At 67.8% G+C, this 19713-nt stretch carries 14 protein-coding genes; 3 read left to right on the forward strand and 11 right to left on the reverse strand.

Annotated elements, in window-relative coordinates; translation table 11 throughout:
- Positions 1 to 7: 7 nt before the first annotated feature.
- Genes AC3WQY_RS03870 through AC3WQY_RS03895 form a run of 6 tightly spaced genes read right to left on the reverse strand, consistent with a single transcriptional unit; the run spans position 8 to position 10832 of the window.
- Positions 8 to 1789, reverse strand: coding sequence for an ABC transporter substrate-binding protein (locus tag AC3WQY_RS03870; protein ID WP_492705943.1), 1782 nt, complete (start codon positions 1787 to 1789; stop codon positions 8 to 10).
- Positions 1786 to 3600, reverse strand: coding sequence for an ABC transporter substrate-binding protein (locus AC3WQY_RS03875; protein ID WP_492705945.1), 1815 nt, complete (start codon positions 3598 to 3600; stop codon positions 1786 to 1788). The genes AC3WQY_RS03870 and AC3WQY_RS03875 overlap by 4 nt, the downstream gene beginning before the upstream one ends.
- Positions 3601 to 3605: 5 nt before the next feature.
- Positions 3606 to 5405, reverse strand: a complete 1800-nt coding sequence (locus AC3WQY_RS03880; protein WP_285234326.1) for an ABC transporter substrate-binding protein — start codon at positions 5403 to 5405, stop codon at positions 3606 to 3608.
- Entirely contained in the window at positions 5402 to 7195 is a 1794-nt protein-coding gene (locus AC3WQY_RS03885) for an ABC transporter substrate-binding protein (protein ID WP_492705948.1), read from the reverse strand. Before AC3WQY_RS03885 ends, AC3WQY_RS03880 begins: the two co-directional genes overlap by 4 nt.
- Positions 7192 to 9006, reverse strand: coding sequence for an ABC transporter substrate-binding protein (locus AC3WQY_RS03890; protein ID WP_492705950.1), 1815 nt, complete (start codon positions 9004 to 9006; stop codon positions 7192 to 7194). The genes AC3WQY_RS03885 and AC3WQY_RS03890 overlap by 4 nt, the downstream gene beginning before the upstream one ends.
- The gene (locus tag AC3WQY_RS03895; protein ID WP_285234329.1) at positions 9003 to 10832 is read right to left on the reverse strand and encodes an ABC transporter substrate-binding protein; all 1830 of its coding nucleotides are present in this window, start codon (positions 10830 to 10832) and stop codon (positions 9003 to 9005) included. Before AC3WQY_RS03895 ends, AC3WQY_RS03890 begins: the two co-directional genes overlap by 4 nt.
- A 300-nt stretch (positions 10833 to 11132) precedes the next feature.
- Here AC3WQY_RS03895 and AC3WQY_RS03900 point away from each other — a divergent pair, with 300 nt between their 5' ends.
- Genes AC3WQY_RS03900 through AC3WQY_RS03910 form a run of 3 tightly spaced genes read left to right on the forward strand, consistent with a single transcriptional unit; the run spans position 11133 to position 14825 of the window.
- Positions 11133 to 12071 (forward strand): ABC transporter permease, encoded by a 939-nt coding sequence (locus tag AC3WQY_RS03900; RefSeq protein WP_285234330.1) that lies wholly within the window; start codon positions 11133 to 11135, stop codon positions 12069 to 12071.
- Between the two features lie 8 nt (positions 12072 to 12079).
- Complete coding sequence (locus AC3WQY_RS03905; protein WP_425334672.1) at positions 12080 to 13120, forward strand: ABC transporter permease; 1041 nt, start codon at positions 12080 to 12082, stop codon at positions 13118 to 13120.
- Between the two features lie 10 nt (positions 13121 to 13130).
- Positions 13131 to 14825, forward strand: coding sequence for an ABC transporter ATP-binding protein (locus tag AC3WQY_RS03910; RefSeq protein ID WP_492705953.1), 1695 nt, complete (start codon positions 13131 to 13133; stop codon positions 14823 to 14825).
- Positions 14826 to 14917: 92 nt separating this feature from the next.
- On the opposite strand, the gene AC3WQY_RS03915 is transcribed toward AC3WQY_RS03910, so the two are convergent.
- The 5 genes from AC3WQY_RS03915 to AC3WQY_RS03935 all read right to left on the reverse strand — a co-directional run bounded on the left by AC3WQY_RS03915 (position 14918) and on the right by AC3WQY_RS03935 (position 19626).
- Positions 14918 to 16474, reverse strand: a complete 1557-nt coding sequence (locus AC3WQY_RS03915) for a S8 family serine peptidase (protein ID WP_492705955.1) — start codon at positions 16472 to 16474, stop codon at positions 14918 to 14920.
- A 180-nt stretch (positions 16475 to 16654) separates the two neighbouring features.
- Positions 16655 to 17035: a DUF6463 family protein gene (locus AC3WQY_RS03920; protein ID WP_492705957.1), complete on the reverse strand. Its 381-nt coding sequence runs from the start codon at positions 17033 to 17035 to the stop codon at positions 16655 to 16657.
- Complete coding sequence (locus tag AC3WQY_RS03925) at positions 17020 to 18372, reverse strand: ABC1 kinase family protein (protein ID WP_492705959.1); 1353 nt, start codon at positions 18370 to 18372, stop codon at positions 17020 to 17022. The genes AC3WQY_RS03920 and AC3WQY_RS03925 overlap by 16 nt, the downstream gene beginning before the upstream one ends.
- A complete protein-coding gene (locus AC3WQY_RS03930; RefSeq protein WP_492705961.1) occupies positions 18356 to 18883 on the reverse strand; it encodes a DUF2867 domain-containing protein in 528 nt (175 codons plus the stop codon). The genes AC3WQY_RS03925 and AC3WQY_RS03930 overlap by 17 nt, the downstream gene beginning before the upstream one ends.
- Positions 18880 to 19626 carry a TetR/AcrR family transcriptional regulator gene (locus AC3WQY_RS03935; RefSeq protein ID WP_492705963.1) on the reverse strand — a complete coding sequence of 249 codons (747 nt, stop codon included), beginning with the start codon at positions 19624 to 19626 and terminating at the stop codon, positions 18880 to 18882. The genes AC3WQY_RS03930 and AC3WQY_RS03935 overlap by 4 nt, the downstream gene beginning before the upstream one ends.
- Positions 19627 to 19713: the final 87 nt, after the last annotated feature.

Here is a 19713-nt window from a genome sequence, read left to right on the forward strand (position 1 = left end):
CCCGCGGCTATCGCGCAGGCGACACCAGATCGACGTAGCGCCACCAGTCGCGGCCCAGCGGATGGCGCATGAAGCCCTGCACGCCCGGCTGGCAGAGGTCCACGCGCAGGCCATGGCTGTGCACCTGGTAGGGCATGTAGGCCAGCAGCAGGCGGTTCGCCTCGCGCATCAGCGCCAGGCGCTCGGGCCCGTCGGGCATGACATGCTGGCGCTCGTAGAGGCGGTCGAAGGCCGGCAGCTTGAAGCGCGCATCGTTGGACTGGCCGGCATTGGGCCCGTAGCCCATGCCCAGGAAGAAGTCGCCATCGGGCGCGCCGATGCTCCAGCTATAGCCCCAGATCTGCAGCTGACCGGCCAGCGATTTCTTGATCAGCTCGCCGAACGGCGCCTGCTCGAACTCGATGCGCAGGCCCACCGCGTCCATGCGCTTCTTCCACAGCTCGTTGAGCTGGCGCTGGCGCGCGTCGGGGCTGCCGGCGCGCCTGAGCGTGAGCCGGCTGCCATCGGGATGGGTGCGGTAGCCCTCGGCATCGCGCCGCTCGTAGCCGTAGAGGTCGAGCAGGGCCTGCGCGCGCGCCGGGTCGCTGCGGCTGGCCTCGCTGCTGAGGCCGGGCTCGTAGCCATACACCGCCGGCGGCAGCATCGATTGCGCCAGCACGCCCTGGCCCTTGAAGACCAGGCGCAGCTCGGCCTCGTTGTCGTAGGCCAGCACGATGGCGCGGCGCAGCGCCACGCGCGCCGGCTGCAGGCCGCCGATCTGCGCATCGTCGAGATTGAAGTAGCTGAACTTGACATCGCTGCCCGAGCTGGCAAAGGCCTGCACGCCGCGCTTTTGCAGGGCCGGCGCCAGGCGGCCGCGCGGCATCGCATGCGGCGCCATCTCGGTGGGCAGCTCCAGCAGATCCAGCTCGCCGCCGGCAAAGGCCAGCCAGCGCGGCTGGCTCTCGGTGATGATGGCGATCTGCACCTCGTCCAAGAGCGGCAGGCGCTTGCCCGCCAGCTGGCGCGCGATCGCCTCGGCCTGGGCATCGCCGGGTGCGGGCTCGGCCTCGAACAGCTGCTCGCGAAAGCCGGGGTTGCGCTCCAGCACGATTTGCGAGCCGCGCCGCCAGGACTTGAGCCGGAACGGCCCGGTGCCCACCGGGTGCGCCATCACCTCGCCGCCGTTGGCCTGCACCACCTCGCGGGCCAGCGCCGCGGCATAGTTGTTGGAGGCCAGCACATGCACGAAGCGCGGGTCGGGCGCGGCCAGGCGGATCTCGAAGCGGTAGCGGTCCAGCACGCGCAGCCCGGCCACCGGGCGCTCGTAGTCGAAGGGCTTCTTGCTGCGCAGGGCCTCGGCGCGCAGCTCCGACAGGCCCAGCAGCTTGGCGGTCTCGTAGACGTAGAGATGCTCGGAGTTGATGCGCGGGTCGTAGTAGCGCTTGATCGAGTAGACGTAGTCGGCCGCTACCAGCTCGCGTGGCTTGCCGCCGAAGGCCGGGTCGTCGGCAAAGAAGATGCCGGGGCGCAGCGTGACGACGAAGCGCTTGAAGTCCTCCGAGACCTCGGGCAGGGCCGCGGCGGTGAGCGGCACCAGCTTGGCCGGGCGCGCCAGGTAGTCGTAGGCCAGCGGCGCCTCGAAGATATGGGCGTTGACCTGCACCGAGGTCTGGTCGGAGACCTGGGCCGGATCGAAGCCGACCTCGGCCGACGGCAAGGCGGTGCGCAGGATCTTTCTATGGCCGCCCTCGGCCCGGCAGGCGAGCGGCGCCAGCATGGCACCCTGCAGCAGGCGGCGGCGTTTCACGGCGTGGGCCGCCCGGCCGGATCAATGTCCACATAGGACCAGAAGCTGGTGCCGAAGGCGGGCCGCCGGAAGCCCAGCACCCAGGGTTGGGTGAGGTCGTTGACGATGCGATGCACGCGGTACTTCTGCGGCATATAGGCCAGCGTCAGGCGCTGCAGCTCGTGCAGCTGGGCGAGGCGCTCGGGGCCATCGGGCAGGCGCCGCATCGCGTCGTAGGCGGCGTCGTACTGCGCGTTGCGGAAGCGGCCGAGGTTCTGCCCACCCGCCGCTGGTCCATAAAGCAGCTCGAAGCCCAGCTGCGAGTCCGGCGTGGCGGCCGCATAGCCCAGCTGCCAGACCATCAGCTGACCGGCCCGGGAGGCCTTCAGCTGCTCGGGCCATTGCGCCGATTTCACCTTGATGCGGATGCCGATGCGCGCCAGGTCCTTCTGCCACAGCTCCTCGAAGGGGCGCGAGCGGCTGTCGGGCGAGGAGGCGTATTCGATCAGCAGCGGCGTGCCGTCGGGCTGCTCGCGCCAGCCGTCGCCGTCGCGGTCCAGATAGCCATAGATGTCCAGCAGGGCCATCGCGCGCGCCGGGTCGAAATCGCTGTTCTCGCTCTTGAAGTCGGCGTCGTAGCCCCAGGTCAGCGGCGCCACCACCGATTGCGCCAGCACCGCCTGGCCGCGCCGCACCTGGCGGATCTCGCGCCCCACGTCGGTGGCCAGGCCGATGGCGCGGCGCAGCGCCACCTTGGCGGGCGTGTAGCCGCCCACCACCGGGTCTTCCATATTGAAGTAGAACAGCGTGCGGTCGGGGCTGGCCATGCTGTGCGCCCGGATGCCCTGCTTGGCCAGATGGGGCGCGATGCGGCCGTGCGGGATGGCGATGTCGGCATACTCCTCCGGCAGCAGGAACAGCAGGTCGAACTCGCGGCGCAGGAAGCTCAGCCAGCGCGGCTGGCCTTCCTCGATGATGGCCACCTCCACCGCGTCCAGCATCGGCAGGCGCCGGCCCTTGAAGCGCGCCAGCTGGGCCTGGCCCTCGGCATCGTCGGCATTCGGCTCGGCGTCGTAATAGAGCTCGCGGAAGTTGGGGTTGCGCTCGAACACCATGCGCGAGCTGCGCCGCCACTGCTTCAGCACGAAGGGCCCGGTGCCCACCGGGTGCTCCATGCTCTTGCCCGGGTAGGCCTCCATCACCTCGCGCGCCACCGCCACCATCACGTCGCCGATCGCCAGCGTGTAGAGCAGGCGCGGGCGCGCCTCGGCGAGGCGCAGCTGCAGGGTGTAGCGGTCCAGCGCGCGCAGGCCCTCCACCGGGAGGTCGTAGTCGAAGGGCTTCTTGCTCTTGAGCGCGCGCTGGCGCAGCTCGTCCAGGCCCAGGATGCCCTCGTCCTTCAGGGTGGAGTAGAGCGGGCTCTTGGTGGCGGGGTCGAAGAAGCGCTTGAAGCTGTAGACGAAGTCCTCGGCCACCAGCTCGCGCTTCTTGCCGCCAAAGGCCGGGTCGTCGGCAAAGTAGATGCCCTTCTGCAAGCGCACCGTCCAGGTACGGTAGTCGGCCGAGACCTCGGGCATGCCATCGGCCACGTTCGGCTTGATCTTGTAGGGCCGCGCCAGGTGATCGTACTTGTAGAGCCCGTCGAAGATATGGGCGGTGAGGTAGCGCGAATAGAGGTCCGAGAGCTGGGCCGGATCGAAGCCGGTCTCGCCCACCAGGAAGGCATAACGCAGCACCTTGCGGGGCGCGGCCGGCTCGCTCTGGGCCAGCACCCCCAGCGTTGCCAGACTCAGCAGCAGGGCGGCCAGGGCGCGGGGGAACGAGGCGGCCATGCTGCTCAATGCCTGGCGGCCGGTTCGATATCGATGAACTGCCAGAACTCGTTGCGGAACAGCGGCCGGCGGTAGCCGATCAGCCAGGGCTGGCTGATGTCGTTGACGATGCGATGCACATGGGTCTTCATCGGCATCCAGGCCGCCTGCAGGCGCTTGGCCTGCAGGAACAGCGCCTCGCGCTCGGGGCCGTCGGGCATCACCTGCATGCGCTCGTAGAGGGCGTCGAACTCGGCATTCTTGAAGCGCGACAGATTCTGGTTGCCGGACTGCGGGCCATACATGCGCTGCAGGGCGCCGATGCCGTCGGGGCCGGTGGCCGTGGTGCCGAGGAACCACAGCATCAGCTTGCCGGCGCGCGCCTGCTTGAGCTGCTCGGGCCATTTGCCGTGGAAGAACCTGGCCTTGATCTGCACGGCATTGAGATTGCGCTGCCACAGCTCGTCGTACTGGCGCGAGAGCGCGTCGGGCTGGCTGGCCACCTCGATCACCAGCGGCGCTCCATCGGGCATGTCGCGCCAGCCGTCGCCGTCCTTGTCGACGAAGCCGTAGAGATCCAGCAGCGCGCGCGCGCGCGCCGGGTCGAAGTCGCCGATCTCGCTCTTGTACTGCGGGTCGTAGCCGCTGGTGTGCGGCAGCACCATGGACTGGGCCACCACCGCCTGGCCACGCCGCACCTGGCGGATCTCGCGCTCGATGTCCAGGCTCAGCGACAGCGCGCGCCGCAGCGCCACCTTGTCGGGGCCGTAGCCGCCGACGGTGGCGTCCTCCATATTGAAGAAGGTGAAGGAGCTGTCGGCGTTCAGCATGCGGTGCAGGTGCATGCCCTGCTTGGCCAGATTGGGCGCCAGCTTGTTCTGCGGCAGCGCGATGTTGACGAACTCGGGCGGCACGCGGTCCACCAGGTCGTGCTCGGCGTTCAGGAAGGACAGCCAGCGCGGTTGGCTCTCCTCGATGATGGAGACCTCGACCCGGTCGATCATCGGCAGGCGCCGGCCCTTCAGCCGCGCCAGGATGGCCTGGCCCTCGGCATCGTCGGCCGCCGGCTCGGCCTCGTACTGCATATTGCGGTAGTTCGGGTTGCGCTCCAGCACGATCAGCGAGCTGCGCCGCCACTGCTTCAGCACGAAGGGCCCGGTGCCCACCGGATGGCCCATGATCTCGTCGCCATAGGCCTCGACCACCTCGCGCGCCACCGCGCCGAACAGGTCGTTCTGGGCCAGCGTCTCCAGCAGGCGCGGGCGCGGCTGCTGCAGCCTGAACTGCAGCGTGTAGCGATCGAGCGCGCGCAGGCCCTCGATCTCGCGGTCATAGTCGAAACGCTTCTTGCTCGCGAGCGCCTGCTTGCGCAGCGCAGCGAGGCCGAGCAGGCCGATCTCGTCCACGCTGTTCCAGATCGGGCTCTTCACCGCGGGATCGGCAAAGCGCTTGAAGCTGTAGACAAAGTCCTCGGCCACCAGCTCGCGCGGCTTGCCCTTGAAGGCCGGATCGTCGGTGAAGAAGATGCCCGGGCGCAGCCGCACCGTGTAGGTCTTGAAGTCCGCCGCGGCCTCGGGCATGCCGGCGGCCAGCAGCGGCCTGATCTTCACCGGCATGGCCAGCGGGTCGTAGGCGTACAGGCCCTCGAAGATATGCGGGGTGACGGTGCGCGAATAGATGTCGCTGATCTGCGCCGGGTCGAAGCCGGTCTCGGCGATCGGGAAGGCGTAACGGAACACCTTGGCGGGCGCCGCGCCGGGCGTGTCGGCGCCATGCGCCAGGCCCAGCAAGGCACTCAGGCTCAGGGCCAGCATCCATGGTTTCATTGGGTGGGCTTCTTCTTGCTGTCGTCGATATCCACGTACTGCCACCAGTCCTGCCAGAACAGCGCGCGCCGGTAGCCGATCAGCCAGGGGTAGGCGAGGTCGGTGTAGATGCGGTGCACATGGGCCTTGTAGGGCAGGTAGGCGAGCGAGATGCGCTGGGCCTCGCGCAGCAGCGCGGCGCGCTCGGGGCCGTCGGGCATGCCCTTCATGCGCTCGTAGTTCTCGTTGAAATGCCGGTCGTTGAAGCGCGAGAGGTTCTGCCCGCCGGTGGCCGGGCCGTAGAGGCGCTGCATCGCTTCCTGCCCGTCCGGGCTGGCGGCCGAGGAGCCCACGCCCCAGGTCATGAACTTGCCGCTGCGCGCGCTCTTCAGGTTCTCGGGAAACTTGGCCACCTTGAGCTGCAGGCGCACGCCGATGGCCGTCAGGTTCTTCTGCCACAGCTCGTCGAGCTGGCGGTAGGTGGCGTCGGGCTGGGTGTTGCGCACGATCACCAGCGGGCGGCCATCGGGCAGGTCGCGCCAGCCGTCGCCGTCCTTGTCCACATAACCATAGAGGTCCAGCAGGGCCATCGCACGCGCCGGGTCGTGGCGGCTCAGCTCGGAGCTGAAGTCGGCCTCGTAGCCCAGCGTGTGCGGCACCAGCTGCGACTGCGCCGGGATCGCCTGGCCGCGCCGCGCCAGCGTGATCTCGCGCTCGATGTCGGTGGCCAGGCTGAGCGCGCGGCGCAGGGCCACCTTGTCGGCCGCCATGCCGCCCACCACCGGGTCGTCCATATTGAACACCGTCAGCGTGGCATCGGGGGCGATGGTGCGGTAGCCCTGCACGCCGCGCTTGAGCAGGTTCGGCGCCACCTTGCCCTTGGGCATGGCCTGGCTGACGAACTCGGCCGGCACGCGCTCGAGAAAATCGGCCTCGCCGTTCAGGAAGCTGAGCCAGCGCGGCTGCGCCTCCTCGACGATGGCGATCTGCACCTCGTCGAGCATGGGGATGCGGCGCCCCTTGAAGCGCGCCAGCAAGGCCTGACCCTCGGCATCGTCGGCCGCCGGCTCGGCATCGTAATAACGCTCGCGGTAGCCGGGGTTCTTCTCCAGCACGATCTGCGAGCTGCGCCGCCAGCTCTTGAGTCGGAACGGGCCCGTGCCCACCGGGTGCGCGGCGATCTTGTCGCCATAGGCCTGCACCACCTCGCGCGCCATCGCGCCGTAGATGCTGCTGTCCGTCATGATGGCGTCGACCAGGCGCGGGCGCGCCTGCTCGGTCCTGAACTGCAGGGTGTAGCGGTCCAGCGCGCGCAGGCCCTCGACCTCGGCCTCGTAGTTGAAGGGCTGCTTGGACTTGAGCGCCTGCTGGCGCAGCGCCTTCAGCCCCAGCAGGCCGGCCTCCTCATAGGAGCTCCAGCCCGGGCTGTTGAGCGCGGGGTCGGCCACGCGCTTGGCGGTGTAGACGAAGTCCTGGGCCACCAGCTCGCGGCGCTGGCCCTTGAAGGCCGGGTCGTCCGCGAAGTAGATGCCGGGCCGGACGCGCACCGTGAAGGTCTTGAAGTCGGCCGATATCTCCGGCGCCCCGGCCGCCACCAGGGGCAGCAGGCGCACCGGCCGCGCCAGATGGTCGTAGCGGTAGAGCGCCTCGAAGATGTTGGCGGTGACGGTGCGCGAATAGATGTCGGTGAGCTGCGAGGGATCAAAGCCGGTCTCGGCGCTCGAGAAGGCATAGCGCAGCAGCTTGGGTTCGGCGGCCTGCGCCGTGCCCAGTGCCGCCGCCAGCAGCAGGGTGGCCAGGCCGCGGATCATTTGACGGCCCTTTTCTTGCTGTCGTCGATGTCCACGAACTCCCACCAGTTCTGCTTGAAGGAATGGCGGCGGTAGCCGATCAGCTGCGCATGGGCCAGGTCGCTGAGGAAGCGGTGGCCGCGGTACTTGTAGGGCATGTAGGCGGTGGCCAGGCGCTTGCTGGTCAGGAACACCGCGTCGCGCTCGGGGCCGTCGGGCAGCGAGCCCACCGCGTCGAACAGCTTGTCCATCTCGGGCAGGCTGAAGCGTGCGTAGTTGTAGGTGCCGATATGGCCGGTGTGCAGGGCGGCCAGCGAGTCCTTGCCATCGGGCATCGAGGCGCTGTTGGCCAGCGACCAGATCTGGTACTTGCCGGCGCGCATGGACTTGAGGTTCTCGGGCCACTTGGCCACCTTGAACTTCAGCCTCAGCCCAACCTTGGCGAGCGACTTCTGCCACAGCTCGTCGATCTGGCGCTGGAAGCCATCGGGCGTGGTGAGGCTTTCCAGCAGCAGCGGGCTGCCATCGGGCAGCTCGCGCCAGCCGTCGCCGTCCACGTCCTTGTAGCCGTAGAGGTCCAGCAGGGCGTTGGCGCGCGCGGGGTCGTAGTCGCCCATCTCGCTGCGGTAGTCGGGGTCGTAGCCGCTGGTACTGGGCAGGTAGAGCGATTGCGCCACCACCGCCTGGCCGCGCCGCACCAGGGCGTTCTCGCGCGGGCTGTTGGTGGCCAGGCCGATGGCGCGGCGCAAGGCGATGCGCTCGGCCGTGTAGCCGCCCACCACCGGGTCATCCATATTGAAGGCGGTGTAGAGCACGTCCGAGGCCAGCGTGCGATAGCCCTGGATGCCGCGCTTGGCGAGGTTGGGCGCCAGCTTGCCGCGCGGCATGGCCTGGTTGACGAAGTCCTCGGGCACGCGCTCCAGTAGGTCGAACTCGCCGCCCAGGAAGGACAGCCAGCGCGGCTGGTTCTCCTCGATGATGGAGACCTCGACGCGGTCGATCATCGGGATGCGCCGGCCCTTGAAGCGCGCCAGCAAGGCCTGACCCTCGGCGTCGTCGGCATTCGGCTGGGCATCGTAATAACGCTCGCGGTAGCCGGGATTCTTCTCCAGCACGATCAGCGAGCTGCGCCGCCACTGCTTGAGCACGAAGGGGCCGGTGCCCACCGGGTGGCCCATGCTCTGCTCGCCATAGGCCTCGATGACCTCGCGCGCCACCGCGCCGTAGAGATCGGTCTGCGCCAGGATCTCGATCAGGCGCGGGCGCGTCTGCTTGAGGCGCAGCTGCAGGGTGTAGCGGTCCAGCGCGCGCAGCCCGGCGATCGGGTGGTCGTAGTCGAAGCGCTTCTTCTGCTTCAGCAGCTCGGCGCGGTACTCGGCCAGGCCCACAAAGCCCTGCTCGTCGATCTCGCTCCAATGCGGGCTGTTGTTCTCGGGGTCGGCGGCGCGCTTGAGGACGAACACATAGTCTTCCGCGGTCAGCTCGCGCTTCTTGCCCTTGAACACCGGGTCGTCGGCAAAGAAGATGCCCGGCTGCAGCTTGATGGTCCAGGTCCTGAAGTCGTCCGACACCTCGGGCATGCCCACGGCGGTCTGCGGCACCAGCTTGGCGGGCCGCGCCAGGTGGTCGTAGGTGTAGAGCCCCTCGAAGATGTGCGAGGTGATGATGCGCGAGTAGATGTCGGTCACGCGCCCCGGGTCGAAGCCGGTCTCGGCGACGCGGAAGCTGTAGCGCAGCAGCTTGGGCGCGGCGGGCGCCTCGGCCGCGCCGGCCATGCCGGCATGCAGGAGGCCGAGGGCGGCGGCCAGGGTCAGCAGCAGGCGGCGCTTCATGGCTTGTTGCTCCGCCCCGGCAGGGCCTGGGTGTCGATGTCCACGTATTGCCAGAAATTGCGCACGAAGACATTGCGCTCGTAGCCGATCACCCAGGGCTGGGAGAGGTCGGTGAAGATGCGGTGGATGTCCATCTTGTAGGGCATGTAGGCGATCAGCAGGCGCTGGGCTTCGCGCATCACGGCCTCGCGCTCGGGGCCGTTGGGCAGGGCCTTCTGCTTTTCATAGAGTGCGTTGTAGGCCGGCAGGTCAAAGCGGGCCTTGTTGGCCTTGCCCTTGGCGCGGCCATCGCCGAGCGCCAGGAAGGTGTCGTTGTCCGGGGTCGTGGCGACCCAGCTCACGCCCCACATCTGCAGCTTGGCGGCATTCGCGGACTTGAGGTTCTCGGGCCATTTGGCGGTCTTGAAGTCCATCCTGACCTTCAGCGCCTCCATGCCCTTGTGCCAGAGCTCGATCAGCTGGCGGCTGGTGCCGTCGGGCTGGGTCGCGTACTCGATGCGCAGCGGCGTGCCATCGGGCCGGTCGCGCCAGCCGTCGCCGTCCTTGTCGGTATAGCCGTAGAGGTCCAGCAAGGCCTTGGCCTTGGCCAGGTTGTACTCGCTCATCTCCGACTTGAAGCCGGGGTCGTAGCCGAACACGCCCGGGATCGAGGGGCCTTGCGCGGGGATGCCCTGGCCGCTGCGCGCCAGGCGGATCTGCTTGTCCACGTCCATCGCCAGGGAGATGGCGCGGCGCAGCGCGATCTTCTCCGGCGTGTAGCCGCCCACCACCGGGTCATCCATATTGAAGTAGGAGAACGCGATCTCGGGGTAGATGAAGCGCGTCATGTGCACGCCGCGCTTGGCCAGATTGGGCGCCAGCTTGTTGCCGGGGATGGCGATGTTGGCGAACTCGAACGGCAGCTCGGTCAGCACATCGGCCTCGCCGCCCAGGAAGGACAGCCAGCGCGGCTGGTTCTCTTCGATGATGGCGATTTCCACCCGGTCCACCATGGGCAGGCGGCGGCCCTGCAGGGCCCGCACCTGGGCGGCCAGCTCGGGCTTGTCGGCCGGCGGCTGCTCCTTGTAGAACTCCTCGCGGTAGTTCGGGTTCTTCTCGAGCACGATGCGCGAGCTGCGGCGCCACTCGGCCAGCCGCCAGGGGCCGGTGCCCACCGGGTGCTCCATGATCTTGTCGGCATAGGCCTCGACCACCTCGCGTGCCACCGCGCCCAGGAAGCCGGCATCGGCGAACTGGTTGATGAAGCGCGGATCACCCACGCCCAGCTTGATCTGGAACTTGTAGCGGCCGAGCTGCTGCAGGCCCTCGACCGGGCGCTCGTAGTCAAAGGGCTTCTTGGCCGCCATCAGCTCCTTGCGCAGCTCCGACAAGCCCAGGATCTTGACGTTCTCCAGCAGGTAGAGGTTGGGGCTCTTCCATTGCGGGTCGTAGTGGCGCTTGATGGCGTAGATGTAGTCGGCGGCGGTCAGTTCGCGCTTCTTGCCGCCAAAGGCCGGGTCATCGCTGAAGTGGATGCCGGGCCGGAGCTCGAAGCTGAGGGTCTTGAAGTCGTCCGAGATCTCCGGCATCGCCACCAGGGTGTTCGGGATCAGCTTGGCCGGCTTGGCGAGGAACTCGAACTTCAAGGGCGCGTCGAAGATGCCGGCGGCCACCGTCTTGCTGTAGGTGTCGGAGATCTGCGCCGGGTCGAAGCCGGTCTCGGCCACCCGGAAGGCGTAGCGCAGCACCTTGGGCTCGGGGCCGGGGGCCTGGGCCGAGGTCCAGGCCGAAAAGAATACGCCGGCCAGCAGTACGGCCGCGGTGCGGGCAATGCCAGCTCGTCGCATCAGAGGTTTCCATTCACATCAAGCAAAGGCGCCGGCAACCTTGTGGGCCCGGCGCATGGGGGCGAAGTCTAAGGGCCCCGCCGCCGCCTTGCCATTGCCAGCAACCCCAGGGCGGGGATTCCGGCTCGAGCTATGCCTTTTGGCATGGGAGCTATGCCGCGTGAATCGGGGGGCGGACCGAGGGAAATGCCGGTTGGATGCGGCGCGAGACTCGCATAGACTCGCGCCTGGAAAACCCCGATCACCATAAGTGGCCGGGGTTTCACTTTATCGACGCGTGACGAATGGAGACCGACAGCGATGGCGGCATACCTGATAAGACGCTTGTGGCAAATGATCCCGACCCTGCTCGGCGTCGTGCTGCTGGTGTTCTTCCTCTTCAAATATTTCGGCAGCGATCCTGCCGAGGTGCTGGGCGGCCTGAACGCCAGCCCCGAACAGATCGACGCCATCCGCGAGCAGCTGGGCCTCAACAAGCCGGTGCTCGAGCAGCTGTGGATCTTCATCAAGCAGATCGTCACCTTCAACTGGGGCAAGAGCTGGGCCACGCAGGAAGCCGTGTCCAACCTGTTCGCCAGCCGCCTGCCGGCCACGCTGACGGTGATGCTGCCCATCCTGGTGCTGGAAGTGCTGCTGGCGATTCCCTTCGCGCTGGCCGTGGCCTATGTGCGCGGCTCGCTGACCGACCGCGCGGTGATGATCCTCACCACCGTGGCGGTGTCGATCTCGCTGCTGGTGTACGTGATCGTGGGCCAATATGTGTTCGCCTTCCGCCTGGGCTGGTTCCCGGTGCAGGGCTGGACCGACAGCTTCTGGACCAACCTCACCACCTACGCCCCCCTGCCGGTGGCGGTGGCGGTGGCGGTGGCACTCTCGCCCTACACCCGCCTGTACCGCACCTTCTTCCTGGACGAGATCGGCCATGACTATGTGCGCACCGCGCGCGCCAAGGGCATGACCGAGCGCACCATCCTGCTCAAGCATGTGCTGCGCAACGCCATGATCCCCATCATGACGAACATCTCGGTGGCCCTGCCCGGCGTGTTCACCGGCTCCTTCCTGCTCGAGGTGTTCTTCTCGATCCCCGGCCTGGGCCGCGAGATCCTGCTGGCGGTGAACCGCAGCGACTACCCGGTGATCCAGGCCTTCGCGATCTATATCGCGGCGCTGACCATGGTGGTCAACCTGATCACCGACCTGCTCTACAAACTCGTTGACCCACGGGTGGTGCTGAAATGAGTGCCGTGTTGAATACCCCTGTCGCGGGCACTGGCTCGCAGCGTTCGCAAGGCGTGTGGGCCGCCTCCTGGCGCCGCCTGCGTACCAACAAGCTGGGCATGTTCTGCATGGCCATCGTGGCCTTCTTCCTGGTGCTGGTGGCGCTCTCGGGCAGCGGCCTGGTAGCCAAGGACTGGCAGAAGGAGGTGGGCGTGCCCAACGCCCAGCCCAACTTCATGGGCCCGGCCCCGGCCGAGGCCACCGGCGTGATCGCCCAGCCCAAGGGCCCCAACGTGGACCTCAGCGACATCGACCCGCTGGCGCCCAAGTACAAGGAATGGGACGAGCGCGCCAAGGCCTACAAGACCGAGGCCACGGTGAAGGCCGAGACCCTGCCCTTCGGCGCCGACCGCCTGGGCCGCGACGTGCTCAGCAAGGCCGTCAAGGGCGCCGAGGTCTCGATCCTGGTGGGCGTGCTGGCGGCCGTGGTGGCCACCCTGATCGGCACGGTGCTGGGCGCGGTGTCGGGCTTCTTCGGCGGCAAGGTGGGCGACTTCCTGGAGTGGGTCTACAACGTCTTCAACGCGATTCCCTACATCCTGCTGGTGTTCGCCTTCGCGGCCATCTTCGGCCGCGGCGTGCTCTCGGTGGTGCTGATCCTGGGCCTGACCGGCTGGACCGGCATCTACCGCCTGATCCGCGCCGAGTTCATGAAGCATTCGGTGCGCGAATACGTGCGCTCGGCCGAGGCGATCGGCGCGAGCCGCATGTCGCGCATGTTCAAGCACATCCTGCCGAATGTCTCGCATGTGGCCCTGGTGCAGCTCTCGCTGCATGTGGTGAGCTTCATCAAGAGCGAGGTGATCCTGTCCTATCTGGGCCTGGGCGTGGGCGTGGACCAGGTTTCCTGGGGCACCATGCTGAGCGAATCGCAGAGCGAGCTGATCCTGGGCTATTGGTGGCAACTGGTGGCGGTGACCGGCTTCATGGCCGTGTTCGTGACCGCCTTTGCCCTGTTCACGGATGCCTTGCGCGACGCGCTCGATCCGAAGCTGCGCGGCCTGGAGTGAGCGAAACAAAATGCTGCTGAGTATTCAAGACCTCAAAGTCGCCTTCCGCATGGGCAAGGTGCAGGGCCAGATGCAGCGTGCGCTGGCCGTCAAGGGCGTGAGCTTCGACATTCCCGAGAACTCGACGGTGGCCCTGGTGGGCGAGTCGGGCTCGGGCAAGAGCGTCACCGCCATGTCCATCCTCAACCTGCTGCCCGACAACGCCGAGCGCGAGGGCAAGATCCTGTTCCAGGGCAAGGACCTGCTCAAGACCTCGCTGCCCGAGCTGCAGGGCATACGCGGGCGCGACATCGCCTGCGTGTTCCAGGATCCGATGACCTCGCTGAACCCGGTGTTCACCGTGGCCGACCAGATCATGGAGCCGCTGATGAAGCACATGGGCATGAGCCGCCGGCAGGCGCTCACGCGTGCCGAGGAGCTGCTCAACGAGGTCGGCATTCCCGAACCCAAGCGCCGCCTGAGCAGCTATCCGCACGAGATGTCGGGCGGCCAGCAGCAGCGCGTGATGATCGCGGTGGCGCTGGCCTGTTCACCCAAGCTGCTGATCGCCGACGAGCCGACCACCGCGCTGGACGTGACCATCCAGCGCCAGGTGATGGAGCTGATGGCCAGGCTCAAGGACACGCACAAGATGAGCATGCTGTTCATCTCGCATGACCTGGGCGTGGTGGGCGAGATCTCCGACCAGGTGGTGGTGATGCGCCATGGCGAGATCCGCGAGAAGGCCCCGGTGGCCGAGATCTTCCATAACCCGCAGGATGCCTACACCAAGGCCCTGCTGGCCTGCCGCCCGTCACTCACCGAGAACCCGGCGCGCCTGATGGTGATCGACGACCACATCGCCGGCCGCAGCGTGCACGAGGGCGCGGGCAAGGCCAAGGACCCGGACGCGCCGGTGATCCTGGAGGCGCGCGGCCTGAAGAAGAGCTTCTTCTTCAAGCAGGGCCTGTTCGGCAAGAAGGAATTCCAGGCCGTCAAGGACGTGAACTTCAAGCTGCGCAAGGGCTACACCCTGGGCGTGGTGGGCGAGTCGGGCTCGGGCAAGACCACCATGGGCCTGACGCTGCTGCGTCTGCACGAGCCCAGCGGCGGCGAGGTGCTGTTCGAGGGCAAGGATCTGCTCAAGATGGGCCCGACCGACTGGCAGAAGATGCGCCGCCGCATCCAGGTGGTGTTCCAGAACCCCTATGCCTCGCTGAACCCGCGCTTCACCATCGGCCAGACCTTGGTCGAACCGATGGAGATCCATGGCATCGGCGCCAGCCACCAGGAACGCCTGGCCACCGCCAGCGCCCTGCTGAAGAAGGTCGGCCTGGACGACAGCGCGCTCAACAAATACCCGCACGAGTTCTCCGGCGGCCAGCGCCAGCGCATCGCGATCGCGCGCTGCCTGACGCTCAACCCCGAGGTGCTGGTGCTGGACGAATCGGTCTCGGCGCTGGACGTCTCGGTGCAGGCCCAGGTGCTGAACCTCTTGAAGGATCTGCAGGATGAGTTCGGCCTGTCCTACATCTTCATCAGCCACGACCTGGCGGTGGTGAAGTTCATCTCCGACGAGGTGCTGGTGATGCAGAACGGCGATGTGGTCGAGCAGAGCGAGACCCAGAGCCTGCTGGCCGCACCCAAGCAGGAGTACACGCGCCGCCTGCTCGGCGCCGTGCCCAGGGGCTACCAGGGTGGGCACGCAGTAGCTGCCGCGGCCTGAGCAAGAGCAGAAAGAGAAGCAAAAAGGCGGCCCTCACGGGCCGCCTTTGCATTTGGCAGGGCGCTTGCGCGCCTGCCTGCCTGCAGATTGGCTTACTTGCCGCAGCCCAGCGCGGCGATGCGGTCGTAGGCGGCCTTGGCACGCACCAGGCCGTAGCCGTACTTGACGTCGCGGCCAGCGGTGCCCAGATCCTCGGCGCTGTTGTCCAGCGAGGTGCGCATCTGGGCGGCCGTGCAGTTCGGGAAGTAGCTCCACACCAGCGCCGCCACCGCCGACACATGGGGCGTGGCCATCGAGGTGCCGTCGTAGAAGGCGTAGTTGGTGGGCGTGACGCTCAGGTTGGCGGTCTGGCCCAGCTGCAGCTTCATGGCCGCGCCCTCGGTGTCGGAGGCGGTCACCGAGGGGATGTTGGTGACGGTGGTGCCCAGCGTGCCGCCAAAGCCGCCGGCCACATTGTTGTAGACCACCGCGCCCACGCCGCCGCTGCTCTGGCAGTTGCTGACCTTGGTGGCGAAGTCAATGGTGCCGCGCGCGATCAGGCAGACCTTGCCGGCCATCGCGGCATTGACCACGTCGCCCAGGCCGAAGTCGGCCAGCGGCGCGCTCGCCGAGGTCTTGGGCGAGCCGTCCATGCCGCCGGGGGTGTAGGTGCTGGCGCCCACGCTCAGGCTGGAGGCCGAGCCCGCGCCCATCGGCACGGTGGACAGCACGTTGACACCCGGGGCTGCGATCTCGACCTTGCTGTTGTACTGGGAGAAGCTGGCCCACTGCTTGTTCTCGTCAAGCGCCGCCACCGACATCACGCTGGCATAGCCGGCCGGGTAGGACTTGGCGGTGGTGCCATCGTTGCCGGCGGCCGCGATCGACAGCACGCCCTTGGATGCCAGCGTGCTGAAGGCCTTGTCCTCGGTCTTGTTCAGACGGCTGCCACCCAGCGACATGCTGATCACGTTCGCGCCCGCGGTGCCGCACTTGTTGGCCGCCGAGGCCAGCGTGGACGAATAGGCCCAGCCGTCGGCGCCGAAGACCTTGACGATGTGCAGCTTGATGCGGCCGTTGGCATTCACGCCCACCACGCCCACGCCGCTGTTGTTGAGCGCCGAGATCGTGCCGGCCACATGGGTGCCGTGGTGGTTCTCGTCGGTGTACCAGTTGCCGGTGCCGCTGTCGTACTCGCCGGTGATGTTGGCGCTGGCGTCCAGATCCTCATGGCCACGCGAATAGCCCGAGTCGATGATGCAGATCTTGCGGTTCGCCGCATAGGTGTCGGGCAGCTGATCGGCCTGCACCATCTTGATGCCGTAGGGCACCAGCTGGCCGGTGGCATAAGGGCTGCCGGTGGAGGGGCTGGTGCCGCCCAGCGGGTAGCGCTTCACGTCCTCTTCGATGTACTCGACATTGGGGTTGTGCTCGAGGCCCTTGATCGCCTGCGTCGGCACTTCGATCGCGATCGCGTCCATGCCATGGATCTCATGCTTGATCTGGCCACGCGCCGCGGCCACGGCCGCCTTGCCGGCCGCCACCGCGCCGGGCTTGAACATCACGATCACGCGGCTGGTGTCGGCGGGCGCGGCCTGAGCGGCGGCGGCGGCAAGCAGCAGGGCGGCGATGGCCAGCGGGGCCTGGGCGAAGCGGGGGGCGTGTTGCATACAGCGATTCCTGAGGAGAAGACGATGATTGGAGCGGGGGCTCCGGACTCGCAGGGTCCGGGCCATGAAGGGCTTCATGCTATGACCTGGGTCACGGCACTGACAAGCTCGACTACACCCTGTTTCACGGGGGGATGCGGGTAGACGCCAATAGGGTTGGCGCCCATGGCCCCGGCCACCTCAGGACGATTTGGAGGAGCCGCGCAGCATCACCAGCGCCGGCGGCAAGGCCAGCCAGAAACCCGAGGCCGGCATCAGGCAGATGCCCAGCAGGGCCGTGGCCAACAGCCCCCCACCCAGGCGCCGCAGCGTCGACGCATCACCGTTGCGCTCCAGCGGCGTGATGGCCAGGGCCAGCAGTGCCAGCGGCGCCCCGAACAGCAGGAACCACACGGCCGCGGCCGTGAGTGGGTCGCCGCCCACGCTGTTGAAAAGGCCGCGCTGCCACACGCCGGTGTAGACCTTGCCGAATGCCAGGGCCGCAAACGCGGTGTGCAGGGCCGCCACGGCCATCAGCCAATGGCCGATCCAGCTGCGCTTGTTCCTCAGGACTTCTTGCATACATCAGCTCCGGATTGAATGAATGGATTGCAGGTACGCACCCGCGCGCCCAGCTGCTTGAGCATTTGGTTCAGGCCCAGGTAGGCGCGATCGACATAGGGCAGCTCGGCGGGCATGCCTTGCAGATGCGCCAAGGCCCGGCGGTGCTGCTCGCTCTGCATGCGTGGCATGGGGTGACGCTGGCCGAAGTCGAAATGCTCGTGCCGGAAGGGCTCGAGCTGCCAGTCCAGCAGTTCGGCCAGGGCCGGGTAGAGCTCGGCATCGAAGGCCGCCTGGTCCAAGCCCGGCGCGATCAGACCCAGATCCAGATAGGCCCGGCGCAGCGCCGCGCGGTCGCCGCGCAACCCGGCCGACCAGGCGCTTGCCAGCGTCTCGCAAAAGGCCGGCGCGAGCGTGCGCGTGCAGCCGAAGTCCAGCAGCCCCAGCCGCCCCTCGGTCATGAAGAGGTAGTTGCCGCTGTGCGGATCGGCGTGCAGGCGGCGCAGCCGGAACATCATCGCTAGGAAGCTGTCGAAGATCAGCTGGCCGGCCTGATCGCGCTCGGCCTGCGTGGGGCCACGCGCCAGCCATGCCTGCAGATGCAGGCCGTCCAGCGCCTGCATGCACAGCAGCTGGGCCGTACCCTGCTCCAGCAGCGGCTCGGGAATCACCAGGCCGGGCAGCTGCAACTCGGCGCGGAACCATGCCAGGGCCTGCGCCTCCTGCGCATAGTCCAGCTCGGCCATCAGGGTGGCCTCGATGTCGTCCAGCACGCGCGCCAGCAGCGCCTCGTCCGGCAGCGCCGCGCCGCCCCAGGCCAGGCCGCCCAGCAGGCTGCGCAGGAGCCGCATATCGCTCTTCACCGTCGCGGCAATGCCGGGGTACTGCAGCTTCAGGGCCACGGCACGGCCATCGTGCAGGCGCGCGCGATGCACCTGGCCGAGGCTGGCGGCCGCGAAGGCCTGCGGCTCGAAATCGGCGAAGCGCTGCTCCCAGTCGGGCCCCAGCGCCAGGCGCATGCGCTTGGCCACCAGGGCCTGGTTCATCGGCGTGGCCTGGTAGCAGGCGCGCGCCAGCTGGGCGCGCAAGGCCTCGGGCAAGAGGCTGGCCTCGCTGCTGAGCAGCTGCGCCGCCTTCAGCGCCACGCCCTTGAGCTGGTTGAGCGCGGCAAACAGGATGCGGCCCAGCTCGGCCTCGCGCGCGCTGGCGCGTTCGCGGCGATCGGGCTCGGTGAGGGTCAGGTCTTGCGCCTTGTGGGCCAGGCGCGCCACGCCCACGCGTGCCAGCGCGCCGCCGGCGATCGCGCCGCGCGCCAGCCGGCCGCGGCGCGGCGGCCGCTCCTCAGCGCCGCTGGGCACGCATCACCTGCTTGAGCATCAGCGGCACGATCAGGCTGTGCGCCGGCCCAACCACCCACATATAGATGCGTCCCAGGCGGTTGTGCTCGTGCACCACGGTGCTGAGCGCCAGGCGCGTGCTGCCGTCGGGCTGGCGCTGGCGCAGCAGCGAGAGGCGCACATGCAGGTGCTTGTCGTTGTCGCCCACCACCACCTCGTCGGCATGCAGCTGCTCGAGCGTGAAGATGCCGACGCGCTCGCCAATGCGGTAGGCCGCGGCCGGCTTGCCGCCATCCTGGGGCGGCAGGCTGCCCAGATGCTTGAGCCCCACCAGGCGCACCACGCGGTTGCGCATCGCCATCAAGGCACTCATCCAGCTGGGTGTGAGCGCCGCGAGTTCCAGATAGCTCTGGAACACGCTGCGCGCCGGTTGCGGATCGGGCAGCAGATAGCAGTCGGCAAAGTCGGCGTCGTGCAGGCTGGCCGCCAGCACGCTGGCCGCCGGCACCGGGATCTTTTGCAAGCTCGTCATGAGCGCGGCTCCGTCTGCGCGCCCAGGCCGCGCCGGGCCAGCTTGAGCAGCTCCAGCAGCCCGCCGGCATTGCCCTGCAGCAGGCGCGCCAGCTGGTTGCGCAGCACAAAGCCGAGCAACTCGCTGGCCTTGTTGATGAGCCCGCTCTGCAGCGTCAGCACCAGCAGGGCGAGACTCAGGTCGGTCAGCTGGGTGGTGTCGGAGAACTCCTCGCTCTCGTCCTGCAGCCAGTAGACGACGAGGCCGAACACATAGTCAGCGAACAGGCCGGCCAGCAGGCCCTTGAAATCGCAGGCGGCGATCTCGCCGGCGGCCTCGGCCTGGGTCAGGAACTCGCCCACCGTGGCCTTCAGCAGCGGCTTGCCGGGCAGGGCGTCACCCATCAGCAGCAGCGGCGACTGGCGCGCCAGCTGCCGGGTCAGGGCCACGAACTCGCGGTCCGGCAGCAGCCGCTCCAGCACCGCATCCACCAGACGCTGCAGGCGCTCCTGCAGGCGGTAGCCGGCCAGGCCCTTGGTCTTGAGCGTCTGCGCCACCGCCTCGGCCACCGCCAACTCGTAATAGCCCAGCACCAGCTTCTCCTTGCTTGGGAAGTATTTGTAGATGGTGGCGTCGCCCAGGCCGGCGGCGCGCGCGATCTGCTTCATGCTGGTGGCCTCATAGCCCTGGCGGCTCATCAGCTCCACCGCGGCGGCCAGGATCAGGCGCTGGTTCTTGTCCTGCTGTGACTTGGATATCTTCATTTGCTATCCATTAATTTGAATATTTATCAATTGAATGAATAGTACGTATACAAAACGAGCGCCGCAAGCGGAATCGGCTTGAATTTG

It is taken from the genome of Roseateles sp. FW301-B2 (assembly GCF_058788955.1).